Origin of the sequence: Polaromonas sp. SP1 (assembly GCF_003711205.1) — a bacterium.
Classification (GTDB): domain Bacteria; phylum Pseudomonadota; class Gammaproteobacteria; order Burkholderiales; family Burkholderiaceae_C; genus Polaromonas.
Window position 1 is genome coordinate 1,732,304 of the sequence record NZ_CP031013.1, and the last position, 18,693, is coordinate 1,750,996.

At 65.5% G+C, this 18,693-nt stretch carries 19 protein-coding genes; 14 read left to right on the forward strand and 5 right to left on the reverse strand.

Features of this window, described 5'->3' with window-relative positions; all coding sequences use genetic code 11:
- Positions 1-79 precede the first annotated feature (79 nt).
- The 3 genes from DT070_RS08265 to DT070_RS08275 all read right to left on the reverse strand — a co-directional run bounded on the left by DT070_RS08265 (position 80) and on the right by DT070_RS08275 (position 3,702).
- Positions 80-517, reverse strand: a complete 438-nt coding sequence (locus DT070_RS08265) for a hypothetical protein (protein WP_122954962.1) — start codon at positions 515-517, stop codon at positions 80-82.
- Positions 518-702: 185 nt separating this feature from the next.
- A complete protein-coding gene (locus DT070_RS08270) occupies positions 703-2,925 on the reverse strand; it encodes a malate synthase G (RefSeq protein WP_122957321.1) in 2,223 nt (740 codons plus the stop codon).
- Between the two features lie 69 nt (positions 2,926-2,994).
- A complete protein-coding gene (locus DT070_RS08275; RefSeq protein ID WP_122954963.1) occupies positions 2,995-3,702 on the reverse strand; it encodes a haloacid dehalogenase type II in 708 nt (235 codons plus the stop codon).
- A gap of 312 nt (positions 3,703-4,014) precedes the next feature.
- Here DT070_RS08275 and atzF point away from each other — a divergent pair, with 312 nt between their 5' ends.
- From atzF to DT070_RS08330, 10 genes are all read left to right on the forward strand, one after another.
- Positions 4,015-5,664 carry an allophanate hydrolase gene (gene atzF, locus DT070_RS08280; protein ID WP_228778640.1) on the forward strand — a complete coding sequence of 550 codons (1,650 nt, stop codon included), beginning with the start codon at positions 4,015-4,017 and terminating at the stop codon, positions 5,662-5,664.
- 45 nt (positions 5,665-5,709) lie between these two features.
- The gene (locus DT070_RS08285; protein WP_122954965.1) at positions 5,710-6,738 is read left to right on the forward strand and encodes an ABC transporter substrate-binding protein; all 1,029 of its coding nucleotides are present in this window, start codon (positions 5,710-5,712) and stop codon (positions 6,736-6,738) included.
- Positions 6,739-6,743: 5 nt separating this feature from the next.
- Positions 6,744-7,586, forward strand: a complete 843-nt coding sequence (locus DT070_RS08290; RefSeq protein WP_122954966.1) for an ABC transporter permease — start codon at positions 6,744-6,746, stop codon at positions 7,584-7,586.
- A 235-nt stretch (positions 7,587-7,821) separates the two neighbouring features.
- Positions 7,822-8,643: an ABC transporter ATP-binding protein gene (locus tag DT070_RS08300; protein ID WP_122954968.1), complete on the forward strand. Its 822-nt coding sequence runs from the start codon at positions 7,822-7,824 to the stop codon at positions 8,641-8,643.
- A 5-nt stretch (positions 8,644-8,648) separates the two neighbouring features.
- The gene (locus DT070_RS08305) at positions 8,649-8,870 is read left to right on the forward strand and encodes an AtzG-like protein (RefSeq protein WP_122954969.1); all 222 of its coding nucleotides are present in this window, start codon (positions 8,649-8,651) and stop codon (positions 8,868-8,870) included.
- Positions 8,867-10,303: an AtzE family amidohydrolase gene (locus tag DT070_RS08310; RefSeq protein ID WP_122954970.1), complete on the forward strand. Its 1,437-nt coding sequence runs from the start codon at positions 8,867-8,869 to the stop codon at positions 10,301-10,303. The genes DT070_RS08305 and DT070_RS08310 overlap by 4 nt, the downstream gene beginning before the upstream one ends.
- The gene (gene hpxZ / locus DT070_RS08315) at positions 10,300-10,680 is read left to right on the forward strand and encodes an oxalurate catabolism protein HpxZ (RefSeq protein WP_122954971.1); all 381 of its coding nucleotides are present in this window, start codon (positions 10,300-10,302) and stop codon (positions 10,678-10,680) included. Before DT070_RS08310 ends, hpxZ begins: the two co-directional genes overlap by 4 nt.
- A complete protein-coding gene (locus DT070_RS08320) occupies positions 10,677-11,411 on the forward strand; it encodes a GntR family transcriptional regulator (RefSeq protein ID WP_122954972.1) in 735 nt (244 codons plus the stop codon). Before hpxZ ends, DT070_RS08320 begins: the two co-directional genes overlap by 4 nt.
- Before the next feature lie 159 nt (positions 11,412-11,570).
- Positions 11,571-12,494, forward strand: a complete 924-nt coding sequence (locus DT070_RS08325) for a LysR family transcriptional regulator (RefSeq protein WP_122954973.1) — start codon at positions 11,571-11,573, stop codon at positions 12,492-12,494.
- A 44-nt stretch (positions 12,495-12,538) separates the two neighbouring features.
- Positions 12,539-12,985 carry a DUF2214 family protein gene (locus DT070_RS08330; RefSeq protein ID WP_122954974.1) on the forward strand — a complete coding sequence of 149 codons (447 nt, stop codon included), beginning with the start codon at positions 12,539-12,541 and terminating at the stop codon, positions 12,983-12,985.
- A gap of 177 nt (positions 12,986-13,162) precedes the next feature.
- Here DT070_RS08330 and DT070_RS08335 read toward each other — a convergent pair whose 3' ends face one another.
- The gene (locus DT070_RS08335) at positions 13,163-13,795 is read right to left on the reverse strand and encodes a LysE/ArgO family amino acid transporter (protein WP_122957322.1); all 633 of its coding nucleotides are present in this window, start codon (positions 13,793-13,795) and stop codon (positions 13,163-13,165) included.
- 96 nt (positions 13,796-13,891) lie between these two features.
- Between DT070_RS08335 and DT070_RS08340 the strand changes: the two genes are divergently transcribed.
- A complete protein-coding gene (locus tag DT070_RS08340) occupies positions 13,892-14,809 on the forward strand; it encodes an HTH-type transcriptional regulator ArgP (RefSeq protein ID WP_122954975.1) in 918 nt (305 codons plus the stop codon).
- Between the two features lie 166 nt (positions 14,810-14,975).
- On the opposite strand, the gene DT070_RS08345 is transcribed toward DT070_RS08340, so the two are convergent.
- A complete protein-coding gene (locus tag DT070_RS08345; protein WP_194965943.1) occupies positions 14,976-15,329 on the reverse strand; it encodes a hypothetical protein in 354 nt (117 codons plus the stop codon).
- Between the two features lie 150 nt (positions 15,330-15,479).
- On the opposite strand from DT070_RS08345, the gene argS reads away from it, so the two are divergent.
- The 3 genes from argS (at position 15,480) to DT070_RS08360 (ending at position 18,611) form a co-directional block, all read left to right on the forward strand.
- Positions 15,480-17,165 (forward strand): arginine--tRNA ligase, encoded by a 1,686-nt coding sequence (gene argS / locus DT070_RS08350; RefSeq protein WP_122954976.1) that lies wholly within the window; start codon positions 15,480-15,482, stop codon positions 17,163-17,165.
- 53 nt (positions 17,166-17,218) lie between these two features.
- Entirely contained in the window at positions 17,219-17,848 is a 630-nt protein-coding gene (locus tag DT070_RS08355) for an SPOR domain-containing protein (protein WP_122954977.1), read from the forward strand.
- Positions 17,849-17,951: 103 nt separating this feature from the next.
- Positions 17,952-18,611: a thiol:disulfide interchange protein DsbA/DsbL gene (locus DT070_RS08360; protein WP_122954978.1), complete on the forward strand. Its 660-nt coding sequence runs from the start codon at positions 17,952-17,954 to the stop codon at positions 18,609-18,611.
- Positions 18,612-18,693 lie beyond the last annotated feature (82 nt).

Genomic DNA, 18,693 nt, shown 5'->3' on the forward strand with positions numbered 1-18,693 from the left:
GCCGGTTTATTAAGGAAAAAGGCCTCTAGCCCATACACAACATGGACTATTAGCTATACATTTGATAGCAAATGCTTTCTCAGGCCGTGTGCCGCACCACACCGGCCAGCCCCAGCGCCGCGACGGCGTCCGCCTCCAGGCCCATCTCTGTCAGCAAGGCCTGCGTGCTGTGTCCCAGTGTTTCGGCCCCGCGGGCGCTAGGCTCGCCGTCCTGCGCAAAACTGAAACCCAGGCCGCGCGTGCGCACCTCTTGCATGCCTTGTGAAAACCGGAAGTCGGGCAGCTTCACGCTGCCGGTGTCGTCGACCTCCCGCAGGAACTCGCCCAGTTTGCGCACGCGTGCGGCCGGCACGCCGGCGTTGTTCAGGCGCGTTTCCAGCTCGGCGGCGCTGCGGCCTTCAAACGCCGCGCGCGGCCGGCCCAGCACATAGGCGGTGTCGCGCGGCACAACAAAACCGCCCGGCGAGTTGAAGGCGTCCAGGTCCAGCGCGCGGGCGTCTTCGCACAGTGCGTCCATGTCGAGTACCTCGGCAAGCGCCCGGAACTGCGCCGGCGCTGGGCCTGGGGCTGACGTAGTCGCAGTCACAAAAAAGGCACCCGAAGGTGCCTGTCTTGAGGGTTTAAGATTTAAGAAAATAAGGCCTGCAACCCTTTCAGGTCATTGGTCTCCAGCTATCAATTCAATAGCATATTAATAGCAGATCAGTTGGCGCCGGCTTTCACCTTCAAGCGCCACGCATGCAGCAGCGGCTCGGTGTAGCCGCTTGGTTGCTCCAGGCCTTTGTAGACCAGGTCGCAGGCCGCTTTGTAGGCCGACGAGGTGTCGAAGTTGCCGGCCATCTTCTGGTACAGCGGGTCGCCGGCGTTCTGGCCGTCGACCACGGCGGCCATGCGTTCAAAGGTTTCCTTGATCTGCGCTTTGGTGACCACGCCGTGCAGCAGCCAGTTGGCCATGTGCTGGCTCGAGATACGCAGCGTGGCGCGGTCTTCCATCAGGCCGACGTTGTGAATGTCGGGCACCTTGGAGCAGCCCACGCCCTGGTCGATCCAGCGCACCACGTAGCCCAGGATGCCTTGCGCGTTGTTGTCCAGCTCCTGCTGGATCTCGGCGGGCGTCCATTTCGCGTCGGGCGAGACCGGCACCAGCAGCAGCTCGGGCAGCAGGCGGGCGATTTCGGATTTCAGGTCGACCGTCTTCTCGATGTCTTTTTGCACCGCCGCCACATTCACCTGGTGGTAGTGCAGCGCATGCAGCGTCGCGGCCGTGGGTGACGGCACCCAGGCGGTGTTGGCGCCGGCTTGCGGGTGTGCGATCTTGGCCTTGAGCATGTCGGCCATCAGGTCTGGCATGGCCCACATGCCCTTGCCGATTTGTGCGCGGCCGCGCAGTCCGCAGGCCAGGCCCGTCAGCACGTTGCTGCGCTCGTAAGCGCTCAGCCACGGGCTGATCTTCATGTTGCCTTTGCGGATCATCGGGCCGGCCTGCATGGCGGTGTGCATCTCGTCGCCGGTGCGGTCCAGGAAGCCGGTGTTGATGAATGCCACGCGGCTGGCGGCGGCGGCGATGCAGGCTTTGAGGTTGACGCTGGTGCGGCGCTCTTCGTCCATGATGCCGAGCTTGACGGTGCTGTCAGGCAGGCCCAGCACTTTTTCGACACGGGTAAAGAGCTCGGCGGCAAACGCCACTTCGGCCGGGCCGTGCATCTTGGGCTTGACGATGTAGACCGAGCCCTTGCGGGAGTTCTTGATGCCGGCCTTGCCCTTGCGTTTCAAATCATGAATCGCGATGGCGGTGGTCACGACCGCGTCCAGGATGCCTTCGGGAATTTCTTTCGTGCTGCCGTCGGCCGCGGTGTACAGCACGGCCGGGTTGGTCATCAGGTGGCCGACATTGCGCACAAACATCAGCGAGCGGCCGTGCAGCACGACGGGTTTGCCTGTCGGGCCGGTGTATTCACGGTCGGGGTTCAGGCCGCGGGTGAAGGTCTTGCCGTCTTTGGTCACGCTCTCGGTCAGCGTGCCCTGCAAAATGCCCAGCCAGTTGCGGTAGGCCAGCACCTTGTCGTCGGCGTCCACCACCGCCACGGAATCTTCCAGGTCCATGATGGTCGACAGCGCCGCTTCGACCACCAGGTCGCTCACGCCGGCTGCGTCAGTCTTGCCGATGGGCGTGCTGCGGTCGATGCGGATGTCCAGGTGCAGGCCGTTGTGCTGCAGCAGCACCGACGAAGGCGCAGACGCCTTGCCCTGGTAGCCGGTGAACTGGCTGGCGTCTTCCAGCCCCGTGGTCTTGCCGCCCTTCAGTGTGACGACCAGCTTGCCGCCCTTGACGGCGTAGCCCGTCGAGTCGATGTGCGAGCCCTTCTTCAGGGGCGCGGTGCGGTCCAGCACGTAGCGTGCGTATTCGATCACCTTGGCGCCGCGCACCGGGTTGTAGCCCTTGCCCTTGGTGGCGCCGCCTTCTTCAGACAGCACGTCGGTGCCGTACAGCGCGTCGTACAGGCTGCCCCAGCGCGCGTTGGCGGCGTTGAGCGCGTAGCGTGCATTCAGGATAGGCACCACCAGCTGCGGGCCGGCCTGTTTGGCGAGTTCGGCGTCGACGTTGCCGGTGGTGATGGTGACTTTTTTCGGCGAAGGCACGAGGTAGCCGGTTTTCTCGAGGAAGGCGCGGTAGGCCTTCATGTCGGTGATGGGGCCGGGGTGGGCCTTGTGCCAGGCGTCCATCTCGGATTGCAGGCGGTCGCGCTCGGCCAGCAGGGCGAGGTTCTTGGGCGCCAGGTCGGCCACGATGGCGTCAAAGCCCTTCCAGAAAGCACCGCTGTCCACACCGGTGCCGGGCAGCACTTCGGTTTCGATGAAGCGGTAAAGGCCGCTGTCGACCTGCAGGCGGTGGCTGGCGGTGCGTGTGTTGGTAGTGGTGTTCATGGTGTGGTCCCTTTTCTCAAAAATCAAAATTCAAATTTCAGAACAAAAAAATCAAACGCGGCTGCGGCGTTATTGCAGCGGCAGCGAAAGCACATCGCGCAGGCTGCTGCCGGTGTACACCGGCTGCGTGCCCAGCTCTTCAAACGGCAGCTGGTAGCGGTTCACCCACAGCGTCTGGTAGCCGTACCAGGTGGCGGCCAGCGCGTCCCAGCCGTTGCAGCTCACAAAGGCGATCTGCTTGGCATCGAAGCCGGTGGCCTGGGGCCCGAGCGCATAGGCCTCGGGCGCCGTCTTGTATTTTTTGATGCTGTCCACGCTGATCACGTGGTCCAGTACGCCTTCCAGCCCGGCCGACTTCACGGCCACGTCCAGCATCGAAGGGTCGCCGTTCGACAGGATGCCGGTGACGATGCCGCGCGCCTTCAGGGCCTGCAGCACTTCCTTGTTTTCCGGAAAGGCCGACAGGTGGCGGTACTGGTTCATCAGCTGTTCTTCCTGGGCAGCGCCCAGCGCCAGCCCGAGGCGCTTGCACGCATAACGCAGGCCGGCGCGCGTGAGGTCCCAGAACGGCCGGTAATGCGCGCCGCCGTTGCTGGTGGTCACGAGGCGGGTGTATTCAATTTGTTTGTCGCGCCAGAGCACGCCCAGCGCATCGCCTTTGCCCGGAAACAGCTGTTCGGCCAGCAGGCCCACGCTGTACACGTCGAACAGCGTGCCGTAGGCATCAAACAGCACGGCGCGCAGTTTGGTGTTCGGGTGGGAGCGGGGCTTTTCCATAAGCCTCTACTGTATTTGATACATGGCGCGCGATTAATCACCATGAAATCGCTTTATCCATGACTTTCACAAACCTAATTAACGGGTGCCGAGGGATTTTGGAAGTTTTCGACACTTTTTAGGCATTGGCCGCCAGGCGCCGAAGCGGGCGGAGAGATTGGCATAGCTCTTGCATCTCGTCTTGTACACAAGTATGGATGCTTTCAATTGGTGCACATCTCTTCACTGCTGAATTCTCCCGAACCGCCCGCTGCGCCTGAAGGGGCGGCGGCCCCCGCCGGCACGGATTCCGGCTGGGCGCCCGAGGCCTGGATCACGAAGACGCCGTCTTTCCCGCCCGGCCAGGGCGGCGCACTGGCCGGGCTCTCGTTCGCGGCCAAAGACAATATTGATGTGGCCGGCGTGCCGACCACCGCCGCCTGCCCGGCGTTTGCCTACACACCGATGGCGCACGCCGCCGTGGTGCAAAAGCTGCTCGATGCGGGTGCGCAGCTGCTGGGCAAGACCAACCTGGACCAGTTCGCCTGCGGCCTGAACGGCACACGTTCGCCTTACGGCGCTGTGCCCAATGCGATCAACCCTGCCTATATATCAGGCGGATCGAGTTCCGGCTCGGCCTATGTGGTGGCGACAGGCCAGGCCGACTTTGCGCTGGGCACCGACACTGCGGGCTCGGGGCGGGTGCCGGCGGGCCTGAACAACATCGTGGGCTTGAAACCGTCCAAAGGACTGATCAGCGCACGCGGCGTGGTGCCGGCCGCGCAGAGCGTGGACTGCGTCTCCATCTTCGCGCGCACCGTGGCTACCGCTGCGCGGGTGCTTGAAGCGGCGATGGGCTACGACCCGCTGGACCCGTATTCGCGGGTGTTGGCGATGGCCGGCTCCGCATTGCCGAAGGGCTTTCGTTTCGGCGTTCCGGCGTCGCTGGTGTTTTACGGCGATGCCCAGGCGCAAGACGCTTTCGATGCGGCCGTCGAGCGCATGAAAGCCTTGGGGGGCACACCGGTCGCCATCGACTACGCGCCGCTGGCAGAAGCCGCCAGCCTGCTGTATGAAAGCGCACTGGTGGCCGAACGCTACACCGCCGTGCGCGATTTTTTCGACGCGCATGAGGGCGAGGTGATCGAGCCGGTGCGCAGCATCATCGGCGCCGGCCGCCGATACAGCGCCGCCGACCTGTACGCGGCCCAGACGAAACTGCGCGCACTCGGCCAGCAGGCCGCCGCGATGTGGCAGGACATCGATGTGCTGCTGCTGCCGACCGCGCCCACGCACTACACCTTGCAGGCCATGCAGCGCGACCCGGTCACGCTGAACCGCCATCTGGGCGCGTACACCAACTTCGTCAACCTGCTGGACTATGCGGCCCTCTCGGTGCCCAGCAGCATCCGCCCCGACGGCCTGCCTTTCGGCATCACGCTGGTCGGGCTGGCCGGCAGCGACTGGCAACTGGCCGAGCTGGGGCAGCGCTATCACCACGCCACCGGCCTGCTGCAAGGCGCGCTGAACGAAGTGCTGCCCGCGCCACAGGCCTTGCCCGGCATCGTGCCCCCGGCCACGGTCAAAGTGGCGGTGGTGGGCGCCCACCTTTCAGGCATGCCGCTGAACAGCCAGCTGACGTCGCGCGGTGCGACCCTGCTTGCCACCACCTGCACGGCGCCGGACTACCGCTTCTATGCCTTGCCGGGCACGGTGCCGCCCAAGCCCGGGCTGCTGCGTGTGGCCGCCAATGAAGGCGCGCGCATCGCACTCGAAATCTGGGAGATGCCGGTGCAGCACTACGGCTCCTTCGTGGCGCTGATTCCCTCGCCGCTGGGCATCGGCACGCTGGCGCTCGAAGACGGCAGCAGCGTGCAGGGCTTTGTGTGCGAGGCCCAGGCCGTGCAGGGCGCGCAGGACATCACGCACCTGGGCGGCTGGCGCGCGTATGTCGAATCCCTCAAGTCCGTCGCACAACCCTGAACTTCCATTCACCAACCTTTCATTCATCACCTGCAGGAGCACTCCATGAAGCACGTCCCCACACCGACATCCGCCCCTTCCGGTTCATCCGGCCCGGCACGCCGCACGCTGCTCAAGGCCACGGCCGCCGGCACCGCGCTGGGCTTGCTCGGAATGCCTGCCATCCTGCGCGCGCAGGGCGGGCCCAGGATCCGCATCGGCTACTGGCCCATTGCCGCAGGCCTGCCCTTTTACTCGGCCATTGAGCTCGGCTATTTCAAGGAAGCCGGCCTGGACGTGGAGCCGCTCAAGTTCGCCGGCGCGCAGCAAGTGATGGAGGCGGTGCTGTCCGGCCGCGCCGACGGCACCGCCAACGGCACCGGCTCGGCCAACATCGCCATCGGCGAGATCGCGCAGCCCGGTACGTTCAAGATCTTCTGCTCCAACCCGAGCAACGTGAAGAACGTGCTCGACGAAGTGATCGTGCCCGCGGCCAGCCCGGCCAAGGTGATGGCCGACCTCAAGGGCAAACGCGTCGGCTCCGGTCCCGGCATCCAGAACGTGACGCTGGCCAAGACGGTGCTCGAGCGCGGCGGCGCCACCGGCGCCACCGTGGTCGAGTTGCCCATCGGCCAGCATGTGGCCGCGCTCGCCGCCGGCCAGATCGACGGCGCCTACACGCTGGAGCCCACCGGCACCATAGGCCGCATGAACGGCACCACCCGTGTGCTCGAAGCCGGCGTGATTGCGCGCTATGTGCTGGGCGACCCGATGGCGCCGTGGTTCGGTGGCTCGGCTTCGCTCTCGTCTGACTTCATCAAGAAGAACCCGGATGCCGCGAAGAAGTTCGTCGCCGCCTACGGCAAGGGCGTGGCCTATGTGCGCAGCAAGTCCGTCGAAGCGCGCCAGTACCTCAAGGGCTATACCGCCATCGAAGGCCCGCTGACCGGCGAGGTGCCGCTGGCCGCCTACACCATGTACAACGAGTTCACGCCTGCTGATGTCGCGCATTTCCAGAAGTTCTTTGACCTGTTCTCCGAAAAAGGCATCTTCAGCTCGCGCCTCATCGTGGACTCGATGCTCTACAAGGGCTGAACACGATGGACACCGCCACCCCTGCAACAGCGGCGCCTGCCGCCAAACCCTGGGCGCCGCCGGCCTCGGCGCCCGCCGCTGCCCTGCAACGCAAGCCCACGCTGGACAAAGCCCTGCCCTTTATCGGCCCGGTGGTGCTCTTCATCATCTGGGACCTGGTGGTGCGCCTGGGCTTCATCAAGGCCATCCTGCTTCCGCCGCCGATTGATGCGATCGGCGCGCTGCTCAGCGGCCTGGCCGGCGGGCCGCTGCTCAAGGACTTCGCCGTCACGGTGTGGCGCACGGTGCAGGCTTTCATGATCGCGGCCGCAGTCGGCATGCCGCTGGGCGTGCTGCTGGGCAGCAACGAGAAGGCCTACCGCAGCGTCGAGTTTCTGATTGATTTTTTCCGCTCCACGCCGTCCTCGGCATTGATCCCGCTGTTCCTGATGATCTTCGGCGTGTCGGACATCAACAAGGTGGCGATTGCGGCCTTCGGTGCGCTGCTGATCGTGGTGTTCAACAGTGCCTACGGCGTGATCAACGCGCGCAAGCAGCGCGTGATGGCGGCCAAGGTCATGGGCGCCTCGCGCTGGCAGGTGTTCAAGGACGTGCTGATCTGGGAAAGCCTGCAGCCGAGTTTTGTCGGCCTGCGTTCGGCGGTGTCGATGGCGCTGGTCATCGTGATCGTTGCCGAGATGTTCATCGGCGCCGACACCGGCCTGGGCAACCGCATCATCAACTCGCAGCAGGTCATGAACGTGAAGGACATGTATGCGTCCATCCTGGCCGCCGGCGCTCTCGGTTATGCCCTAAACATTCTGTTTTTGATTCTCGAACGCCGCATCGTGCATTGGAGTGGAAGATAGATATGGCCCCCACGCTTGTCGCTTCGCGTACTGCGCGAGGCCTTGCAGGCCGCGGCTTGCGAGACGCTTCGCCTCTGTCGCCCGTCCAAGCCTGCGCAGGCAGGCTTGGAGCCGCGGCCTCCAGCCCCTCGGGGGCCGCCCCGCCTGCGGCCCGGCAAAGCCGGTTCCGCGGCTCCTGCTTGAAGGGAGCGCCTGCCTGGAGCTCTATCAACACTGAATTCAATTGGAGTTGGACATGTCCGCTGTAATCAACGCCCCCGTTTTCGCCGATGTCCCGGTGCGCGAGTTCCAGCCCGGCCCGGCCGGCACGCACATCACGATTCGCGGCCTGACCAAGTACTTCGCCGGCTGGCCGCTGTATGAGGACTTCAACCTCGACATCCCCAAGCACAAGATCGTCTCGGTGTTCGGCCCCAACGGCTGCGGCAAGTCCACGCTGATCAACATGATCGCCGGGCTGGTGCCTATCGACAGCGGCGAAATTCTGTTCGACGGCAAGTCGCTCAAAGACACCAAGATCGGCTACGTGTTCCAGAACTACCGCGAGGCCATGTTCCCGTGGATGCGCACCATCGACAACATCGCCTACCCGCTCAAGCTCGAAGGCCGATCCAAAGCCGAGGTCGACAGGCGCATGGCCGAGCTGGTCGCGTCGTTCGACGTGAAGTTCGACCTCAACCGCTATCCGTATGAGCTGTCGGGCGGCCAGCAGCAGACCGCCTCCATCATGCGGGCGCTGGCGAACAACCCCGAGGTGCTGTTTTTGGACGAGCCCTTTTCTGCGCTGGACTTCGAGATGACGCTGTTCATCCGCGAAAAGCTGCAGGAGGTGTTCATGCAGACCGGCACCACCATGCTGCTGGTCTCGCACGACCTGGAAGAGGCCGTGTACCTGGCCGACCAGGTGCTGCTGCTGACCAAGCGCCCGACGCGCGTGGCCGAAATCCTGCCTTATGGCGATGCGCGCCCGCGCACGGTCGAGACGCTGTCGGACGCGAGCTTCATCAGCACGAAAAAGCTCAGCCTGGAAATTTTCCAGCGTGAAGTCAGGCGCTGAACGGCATGGCACCTGAACAGATAGAGCGCTATGTCGATGCCGCGGCGGCGGCGCTGGATTTGCCGCTCCCCCCGGAGCACCGGCCCGGCGTGCTGCAGTACTTTGCGCTGGCCGCGGGTTTTGCCGCGCAACTGCAGGCCGTCGCCCTGAGTGCGCATGACGACCCGGCGCCGGTGTTCGTGCCGATTGAGCCTGCCTCACCGCCTGCCGCCGGGGCCGCCGAATGAGCCGCGCCGCCCAGTGCCTGCGCGAAGACGCTACGGCCATGGCCCAGGCGGTGCGCTCGCGCGAGATCAGTGCCGGCGCACTGGTGGAAGCCAGCCTCGCGCGCATTGCCGCGACCAACCCCAGCGTCAACGCGTTTACCGAAGTGACCGCGGCAAGGGCACGCCAACGCGCCGCCCTGCTGGACCAGCAGCTGGAGAGCGGCCTGCCCGGCCTTGCCGCGCAGCCCCTGCTGGGCGTGCCCTTTGCCGTGAAGAACCTGTTCGACATTGAAGGCCTGACCACCCTGGCGGGCTCGGCCATCGAACGCGAGCGGGCGCCGGCCACCGCCGATGCGCTGCTGGTGCAGCGGCTCGAAGCCGCCGGCGCCGTGCTGGTGGGTGCGCTCAACATGGACGAGTACGCCTACGGCTTCACCACCGAGAACAGCCATGTGGGCCCGGCCCGCAATCCGCATGACCTCACGCGCATTGCGGGCGGTTCTTCGGGCGGCTCAGGCGCCGCGGTGGCCGCAGGCCAGGTGCCGCTGACCTTGGGCTCGGACACCAACGGCTCCATCCGCGTGCCGGCCTCGCTGTGCGGGGTCTTCGGGCTCAAGCCCACCTTCGGCCGCTTGCCGCGCACCGGCAGCTACCCGTTTATCTCCGGCCTGGACCACCTGGGCCCGTTTGCGCGTTCTGTGCGCGACATGGCCCTGGCGTATGACCTCATGCAGGGCCCCGAGGCCGCGAAGCACCGCGACCCGGGCTGCGCGCAGCGCGCTGCCGAGCCGGTGTTGCCGCTGCTGGCAGAAGGCCTGTCGGGTTTGCGTGTGGGCGTGCTGGGCGGTTACTTCGAGGACCATGCGCAGCCCGAGGCCTGGGCGGCCGTGCAGCGCGTGGCACAGGCGCTCAATGCGCGCGAAAAAGTTGAGTTGCCGATGGTCGAAGCCGGTCGCGCCGCGGCTTTCCTGATCACCAACGCCGAGGGCGGTGCGCTGCACCTGGACGACCTGCGCCGCCGTGCCGGCGATTTCGAGCCGCTGTCGCGCGACCGCTTCCTGGCCGGCGCCTTGCTGCCCGCCGCGTGGATTGACCGCGCCCAGCGCGTGCGCCGCCTGTATGCCCAGGCTGTCGCCCGCCTGTTCGAACATTTCGATGTGCTGCTGGCCGCCGCCACACCCTGCGCCGCCACGCCGATTGGCGCCGAGTGGTTTGAGCTGAACGGCAAGCGCCTGCCGGTGCGGCCCAGCATGGGTTTGCTGACCCAGCCTTTTTCCTGCATAGGCCTGCCGGTCTGCGCGGTGCCGGTGTGGCCGGAGCACGGCCTGCCCGTCGGCGTGCAGGTGGTCACGGCGCCCTGGCGCGAAGACCGCGCGCTGCGCGTGGCGGCGGTGCTGGAAGCAGCCGGCATCGCCCGCGCGCCGCTGGCTTCGCTGACAATCGGGGGATCATGATCCACGCCATCAACCTGCCCGACGTGCACGCCGAAGTGACTGCGGCGTTTGCCCGGTACGAAGACGCGCTGGTGAACAACAAGGTGGCGGTGCTCGATGAGCTGTTCTGGAACAGCCAGCACACGCTGCGCTACGGCGCCACCGAGAACCTCTACGGGTACGACGCGATTCGTGCATTTCGCGCGGCCCGGCCTTCCCAAGGGCTGGCGCGCGCCTTGTCGAACACCGTGATCACCACCTATGGCCGCGACTTCGCCACGGCCAACACCGAGTTCGTGCGCACCGGCAGCGACAAGACCGGCCGCCAGAGCCAGACCTGGCTGCGCACCGACAGCGGCTGGCGCGTGGTGGCCGCCCACGTGAGCCTGCTGGCATGAGCCCCACGCCCGCATTGCCCGCCGTGCCTGCCGCCGCCGGCGCCGCCTTCCATTCACGCGCCGACGAGGCCTATGCCGAACTCAAGCGCGACATTGCCGAGTTCAAGCTGGTACCGGGCGACCGCTTCACCGAAAGCGAAATCAGCGAGCGCCTGGGTGTGTCGCGCACGCCGGTGCGCCAGGCACTGTTTCGCCTGCAGCAAGAGGGTTTTGTCGAGGTGCTGTTTCGCAGCGGCTGGCGTGTGCTGCCTTTTGATTTCGACAAGTTCGAGCAGCTCTACGATTTGCGCATGGTGCTGGAGACCACCGCCGTGCAGCGCCTGTGCGCCGGCGGTGATGCGGTAGACACCGCGTTGCTGGATGAGCTGGCGGCGATCTGGCTGGTGCCGCTTGATCAGCGCAGCACTGACCGCGTTCAGGTGGCGCAATGGGACGAGGCCTTTCACTGCGCGCTGGTGGCCGCCGCCGGCAATGCCGAGATGGCCCGCGTGCACCGCGACGTCACCGACCGCATCCGCATCATTCGCCGGCTCGACTTCATCAAGCAGCCGCGCATTGACGCCACTTACGAAGAACACGCCAAGATCCTCACGGCCGTTCGCGCCAAGCGCGGCGACCAGGCGGCCATGCTGCTGCGCGCCCATATCGAAACCAGCCAGGCCGAGGTGCGCAAGATCACGCTGCACCAGGTGCACCTGGCGCGCCAGGGCGGGTCCGAGTCGGCTCGTTAAGTTTCTTTTTAGCCTCCAGCCCATATGGGTCGTGGACTTGTAGCTATCAAATCAGGAGCATTTGAGTGCGCACAGGCGAAGCGGGCAGGCGAAACCCGACGGCGGAATAAGGGTTGATTGCCTGTTGATTGCTGACATTCATGCGCATAATGCGATGAAATGGACAAACTCAAACAGCTCGAATCTTTTGTCTCGGTGGTGGCGCGCGGCAGCCTGACGGCGGCGGCCAAATCCGAAGGTGTGGCGCCCGCCATCATGGGCCGGCGGCTGGACGCGCTGGAAGAACGGCTGGGCGTGAAGCTGCTGGTGCGCACCACGCGGCGCATTGCGCTCACGCATGAAGGCAGCGCTTTTCTGGAAGATTGCCAGCGCCTGCTGGCCGACCTGGCCAACGCCGAAGCCAGCGTCTCGGCCGGCGGCGTGAAGGCCAGCGGGCATCTGCGCATCACCGCGCCGGCAGGCTTTGGCCGCCGCCACGTCGCGCCGCTGGTCACCAAATTCCGCGAGCAACATTCCGACGTGACCATCACGCTGAACCTGAGCGACCGCGTGGTCGACCTGGCGGGCGAGGGTTTTGACTGCGCGGTGCGTGTGGGCGACATGCCGGATTCGTCGCTCGTCAGCGTGCGCATGGCCGACAACCGGCGCCTGTGCGTGGCCACGCCGCGCTACCTCAAAACCCACGGCACGCCGCAGCACCCGAGCGAGCTGGCGCGCTTTGACTGCCTCACGCTCTCGAGCGACGCTTCGCAAACACGCGGCTGGGCTTTCCAGGTGGCCGGCGAGCTGATCCACCTCAAGCCCGGAGGCCCGCTCGATTGCTCGGACGGGCAGGTGTTGCACGACTGGTGCCTGGCCGACTGCGGCATCGCCTGGCGCAGCACCTGGGAGGTTGAATCCGAAATCGCCGCCGGCCGGCTGGTGGCTTTGCTCGAAGACTTTGCCGCGCCGCCCAACGGCATTTACGCCGTGTTCCCGCAGCGCAAACATTTGCCGCTGCGCGTGCGGCTGTGGGTGGACTTTCTCAAGCACCACTACAGCCAGCCGGAGTTCTGGCGCTCGGCGGCGGCCGGCAAGCCCTGAGTCTGCTCGACCTCTAGATACACAGACTGAAAAAGGATCTCGCGATGACGCTCGAAGCCCTGCTGGCCTATGCCCACCTGCTGGCCATCTTCACCATGATTGTTTTCCTGGCGAGCGAGGCGGCGCTGTGCCGCGTCGAATGGCTGAACGCCGCGGTGGTCGAGCGGCTGGGCAAGGTCGACACGGTTTACGGCATCGCCGCCGGCGCGGTGTTGGTGACCGGGCTGGCGCGCGTTTTTCTGGGCAGCAAGGGCGCGGCCTGGTACGGCCACAACCCGCTGCTTTATGTGAAGCTGTTGATGTTCCTGGCCGTGGGGCTGATCTCCGTCAAACCCACGCTGATGTTTGTGCGCTGGCGGCGTGCGCTGCGCGCGAACGGCGCGCTGCCCGATGCGGTGGAAATCAAAAAAGCGCGCCGGCTGGTGATGGTGCAGGCGCACATCCTGCCGTTTATTCCGCTGGTCGCTGTGTTCCTGGCGCGGGGGTTCTGAGCCCCCACGCTCCCCCACTGCGTGTGGGTCGCGAGGCCTTGCAGGCCGCGGCTCGCGAGACGCTTCGCCTCTGTCGCCCGTCCAAGTCTGCGCAGGCAGGCTTGGAGCTGCGGGCTCCAGCCCCTCGGGGGGCAGCGCATTACACGAAGCTGAAGGCGCAGTGAAAAGCGTGGGGGCTCAAGCCAAGCCGCGAATCAGCCAGAAGGCGGTGCCCCACATCATCAGCGCCACCAGCAAATCCATGGCGCGCCACACCGCCGGCGAATTGAGCCTGCGGCCCACACACCACAGCGCCACGCCCAGGCCGGTGAACCACAGCAGCGAACCGGTGATGGCGCCCAGGCCGAACACGGCGTTGTCGGGCTGTGAGTAGGCCAGCGATGCGGTGCCGATCACCACGGCGGTGTCCAGCCAGGCGTGCGGGTTCAGCCACGACAGCGCCAGCGCCAGGCCGATGGCCTTGCGGCGCGGGATGGCTTCGGCGGCGATGGGCGCGCCGTCGGCCGCTTGCGGCGCCGGCTGCAGGAAGCGCCGCATCGCCTGCGCGCCGTACACCAGCAGCACCAGGGCGCCGGCGCCCGTCATCGCGCCCAGCAGTTTGTCTGACAGACCGCCCAGTTGCGCCAGCCCCATCACGCCCAGGCCGATCAGCGCCACATCGGTCAGCACGCAGACGGCGACGGTCAGCCAGAGATGCTGGCGCAGCAGGCCCATGCGGATCACATGGGCGTTTTGCGGGCCGATGGCCATGATGAGCGAGAGGCTGAGGACCATGCCGGTCAGGAAGGCGGGGGCGGCGAAGGGGTTCATGGTCTGAAGTGTGCGCCAAGGCTCATAATAGTTAAACAAAGTTAACTAAAACTCGGTTTGTTCAATTATTAATTGAGCAAATGGGGAGCCAATCGCATGCTGGACGCCCGACAACTCGAAGCCCTCGCCGCCGTGATCGAACACGGCAGCTTCGGCGACGCCGCCAAAGCGCTGAGCCTGACGCTGGCCGCCGTCTCCCTGCGCATCAAGTCGCTGGAAGGCGCGCTGGGCCAGCGGCTGCTGGTGCGCGGCAAGCAGGTGCGCGCCACGCCGGCCGGCCAGGCGCTGCTGGGCCATGTGCGGCAGGTGCGGCTGATGGAGTCCGACCTGTTCACCGGCCTGCACGGCGGCGGCAAGGCCGAACGCCTGCAAAGCCTGAGCGTGGCGGTCAATGCCGATTCCCTGAGTAGCTGGTTTTTGCCGGGCGTGGCGCCGGTGCTGCACAGCCACGGTTTGTTGCTGGATGTGGTGGTGGACGACCAGGACCACACCCACGACGCCCTCAAAAGCGGTGACGTGACGGGTTGCGTCACCACGCTCGCCGAGGCCATGCGCGGCTGCGTGGCCGAGCCGCTGGGCGTGATGCGCTACCGCTGTATGGCCGCGCCCGCACTCGTCGCGCAATGGAACGAGCCTGTGGCCGGCAAAGCGGGCCCACAGCGCCTGGCCCACCGCCTGCTGGCCAGCCCGGCCGTGATCTTCAACCGCAAGGACGCGCTGCAGGACGCCTTCCTGGCCCAGCATTTCAAGCTCAAAGGTGCGCTGTACCCGCGCCATTTCGTGCCGGCGGTGGACGCGTTTGAACTTGCGCTGGAGCTGGGCATGGGCTGGGGCATGGTGCCCGACATCCTGCTGGCGGGCCGCGCGCACCGCCCGCCGCTGCAGGAAGTGCTGCCGGGCTGCCCCGTCGATGTGCGGCTGTACTGGCAGCACTGGGCGCGGGAATCGGTGGCCGCGCAGCGGCTGACAGCGGCCGTCAAGCAGGCGGCGAAAGAACAGTTGCTGCAGGCTTGAGACGCCCAGGAATTTCAAGTAAAAAGTGCCTTCAGCCCAATCGCCGTATAGGCGTATAGCTATCAAATTAATAGCGAATTAAACCCCAAAGAAAAACCCCCGCAAGCTCACGCCGGCGGGGGTTGGTATCTGCGGCATCAGGCTTATGCCGTCGCGTTCGGCGTGTTTACTTTTTCGCGGAGGCGGCAGCCATGGGCTTGGCAGCCGGTGCGGCGGCGGCAGGCGCTGCGGCTGCAGGTGCTGCTGCCATCTTTTCGTCAGCCGTGCATTTCTTGATGTGCGAGTTCTTGGCGGCGCCCGAGAGCTTCTTGTCCGCGGCGGACTTCGCGCAGGCGGCGCTTGGTGCCGGGGTCGCGTCACGAACGCATTTCTTCTCAAAACTGGCTTTGGCGGCGCCGGAGAGCTTTTTCTCGGCGGACTTGGCGGCGCAATCGGCTTGCGCGTCCGCGGCCTGGGCCACGGCCGGCAGGCCCATGGTCATCGCAAAGGTCACGGCGATCAGGGACAACAGTTTTTTCATGAAATGGCTCCTTTTTTCAAATATGTAATGAATCGGTAGGTGCGGGTGAATTCCAACACATAACGCCGCGCGGGGCAAATTCGACGACCTGGCACCCGCCGAAAGCACGCGGTGGAGGCCTCAAGCGTGGCTTAAACGTAAAATCGATCGATGCTCTCCATCAAAAAAGACCTGCTCGCGGCCCTGGCTGCGGGCCTGGAAGAACTTTCCCCCGGCGCAGGCGACAAAGCCGCGTTCGAATCCCCCAAAGTGGCGGCCCATGGCGATTTCGCCTGTACGGCCGCCATGCAGCTGGCCAAGCCGCTCAAGCTCAACCCGCGCCAGGTGGCCGAAAGCCTGCGCGAAAACCTGCTCAAAAAGCCCGCTTTTGAACGCTGGGTTGCCGCCATCGAGATCGCCGGCCCCGGTTTCATCAACATCCGCCTCAAACCCGCTGCCAAGCAGGAAACCGTGCGCGAGGTGCTGGCCGCCGGCGCGCAGTTCGGCGTGCAGCCGGCCGATCCGGCGCGCAAGATGATCGTGGAGTTCGTCTCGGCCAACCCGACGGGCCCGCTGCATGTGGGCCACGGCCGCCAGGCCGCGCTGGGCGACGCGATCTGCAACCTGTTTGCCACGCAGGGCGCAAAAGTCTGGCGCGAGTTCTATTACAACGACGCCGGCGTGCAGATCCAGACGCTGGCTACCAGCACGCAGGCGCGCGCCAAAGGCATCAAGCCCGGCGACGCCGGCTGGCCCGAATCGGCCTACAACGGCGACTACATCGCCGACATCGCGGCCGACTTCCTGGCCAAAAAGACCGTCAAGTCGGACGACCGCGAATACACCGCCTCGGGCGACGTGGAAGACATCGACTCGATCCGCCAGTTCGCCGTCGCCTACCTGCGCCACGAGCAGGACCTGGACCTCAAGGCCTTCTCCGTCAAGTTCGACAACTACTACCTCGAGTCCAGCCTGTACAGCTCGGGCCGTGTCGACGCCACTGTGGCCAGATTGAAAGACGCCGGCAAGACCTACGAGCAGGATGGCGCGCTGTGGCTGAAGTCAACCGACTACGGCGACGACAAAGACCGCGTGATGAAAAAGAGCGACGGCACGTACACCTACTTTGTGCCTGACGTGGCCTACCACCTGGCCAAATGGGAGCGCGGCTTCGGCAAGGCCATCAACATCCAGGGCATGGACCACCACGGCACCATCGCCCGCGTGCGCGCCGGGCTGCAGGCCGCCGGCGAAGGCATTCCCCAAGGCTACCCCGACTACGTGCTGCACACCATGGTGCGTGTGGTGCGCAACGGCGAAGAGGTCAAGATCTCCAAGCGCGCCGGCAGCTACGTCACCCTGCGCGACCTGATCGAATGGACCAGCGCCGACGCCGTGCGCTTCTTTTTGCTCAGCCGCAAGCCCGACACCGAATACATCTTCGACATCGACCTGGCGCTGGCCAAGAACAACGAAAACCCGGTGTACTACGTGCAGTACGCGCACGCGCGCATCTGCTCCATCCTCACCACCTGGGCCGGCCAGGGCGGCGATGAGGCCAGCCTGAAGTCGGTCGACCTGTCGGCGCTGGACAGCCCGCAGGCCCAGGCGCTGATGCTGCTGCTGGCCAAGTACCCCGACATGCTGACCAACGCGGCTGACGGATTTGCACCACACGACGTGGCTTTTTACCTGCGTGAGCTGGCGGCGAGCTATCACAGCTATTACGATGCCGAGCGCATCCTGGTGGATGACGAAGCCGTCAAACTGGCGCGACTGGCGCTGGTCGCTGCGACCGCACAGGTGCTGCACAATGGCCTGGCGGTGCTGGGCGTGAGCGCTCCGCGCAAGATGTAACACCGGTGAAAAGCATGCGATTTTCAGGACAAGGCAATGAACGTGGGCAAGGTATGAATACACAACGAGGCGGAACCCTGCTGGGTTTGATTATTGGCGCCCTGATCGGCCTGGGGGCCGCGCTGGCCGTGGCGGTCTACATCACCAAGGTGCCGGTTCCCTTCATGAACAAGAGCCAGGCGCGCAACCCCGACAGCGACGCCGTCGAGGCCAAGAAAAACAAGGACTGGAACCCGAACGCGCCGCTGGCCGGCAAGAACCAGCCCAAGCCGCCGCCTGCGCCCGCCGCTGAAACACCCGGCGCGCCGGTGCCCGACCCGGCCGTCGCCGCCGTGCCGAAGGCAGCCGCCTCGGCTGCCGCCAAAGCCACCAAGCCTGCGGCCGACCCGCTGGGCGACCTGGCCAAGGCCAAGGTCGAAGGCCTGTCGTCCGGCCCCGGCGTCGACCCTTTCAGCTATTTCATCCAGGCCGGCGCTTTCCGCACGCCCGAAGACGCCGAGCAGCAGCGCGCCAGGCTGTCGCTGCTGGGCATGCAGGCCAAGGTCACTGAGCGCGAGCAGGCGGGCCGCACCGTGTACCGCGTGCGCCTGGGGCCTTTCGACAAGAAAGAAGACGCCGACAAAGTCAAGGAGCGGCTGGACAACAATTCGATTGAAACCGCGCTGGTGCGGGTGCAGCGCTGAACTTTTCGCGGGGCAGGCATACAAACCCTTGTCACCTGGCCGTCCAGGGCGCAATCCCGCAGCCGGCCACAACCTTTTTTTGCCATTCCAGGAGAAGAATTTGATGCAACGTCGTGAGTTTTCGCTTTCAGCTGCTGCGGCAGCCGCCGCCACCCTGGGCGCAGCCGCCCTGCCCGGCATGGCGCAAGCCCAGGCCAGGGCCTTCAAGGAAGGTTCCGACTACCTGGCGCTGGACAAGCCGGCCCCGACCGAAGCCCCCGCGGGCCAGGTGGAAGTGGTGGAATTCTTCTGGTACAGCTGCCCGCACTGCTACGCCTTTGAGCCCCTGCTCGAGGCCTGGATCAAACAGGTGCCCAAGGACGTGTATGTCCGGCGCGTCCCGGTGTCCTTCCGTCCCGACTTCGAGCCGCAGCAGCGCCTGTATTACGTGCTGGAAGCCATGGGCAAGGTTGAAGAGCTGCATAAAAAGGTGTTCAACGCCATCCACCAGGACAAGCAGCCGCTCAACACCGCCGACATGGTGGCGGCCTGGGCCGAAAAGCAGGGCCTGGACAAGGCCAAGTTTGTCGAGATGTACAACTCTTTTACGGTCACCACCAAGGCCCGCAAGGCCACGCAGCTGCAGGATCAGTACAAGGTCGACGGCGTGCCGGCCCTGGGCATTGCCGGTCGCTATTACACCTCCGGCACGCTGGCCCAGAACATGCCCCGCGCGCTGCAGATCACGGACTCGCTGATCGCGCAGTCCCGCGGTAAAAAGTAACACCCCCGTCCAGGCTCACTGCGTGTAGCCCGTTCCCCCCTCAAGGGGGCGGTGAGTCGGGCACACCCCTATCGGGCTCACT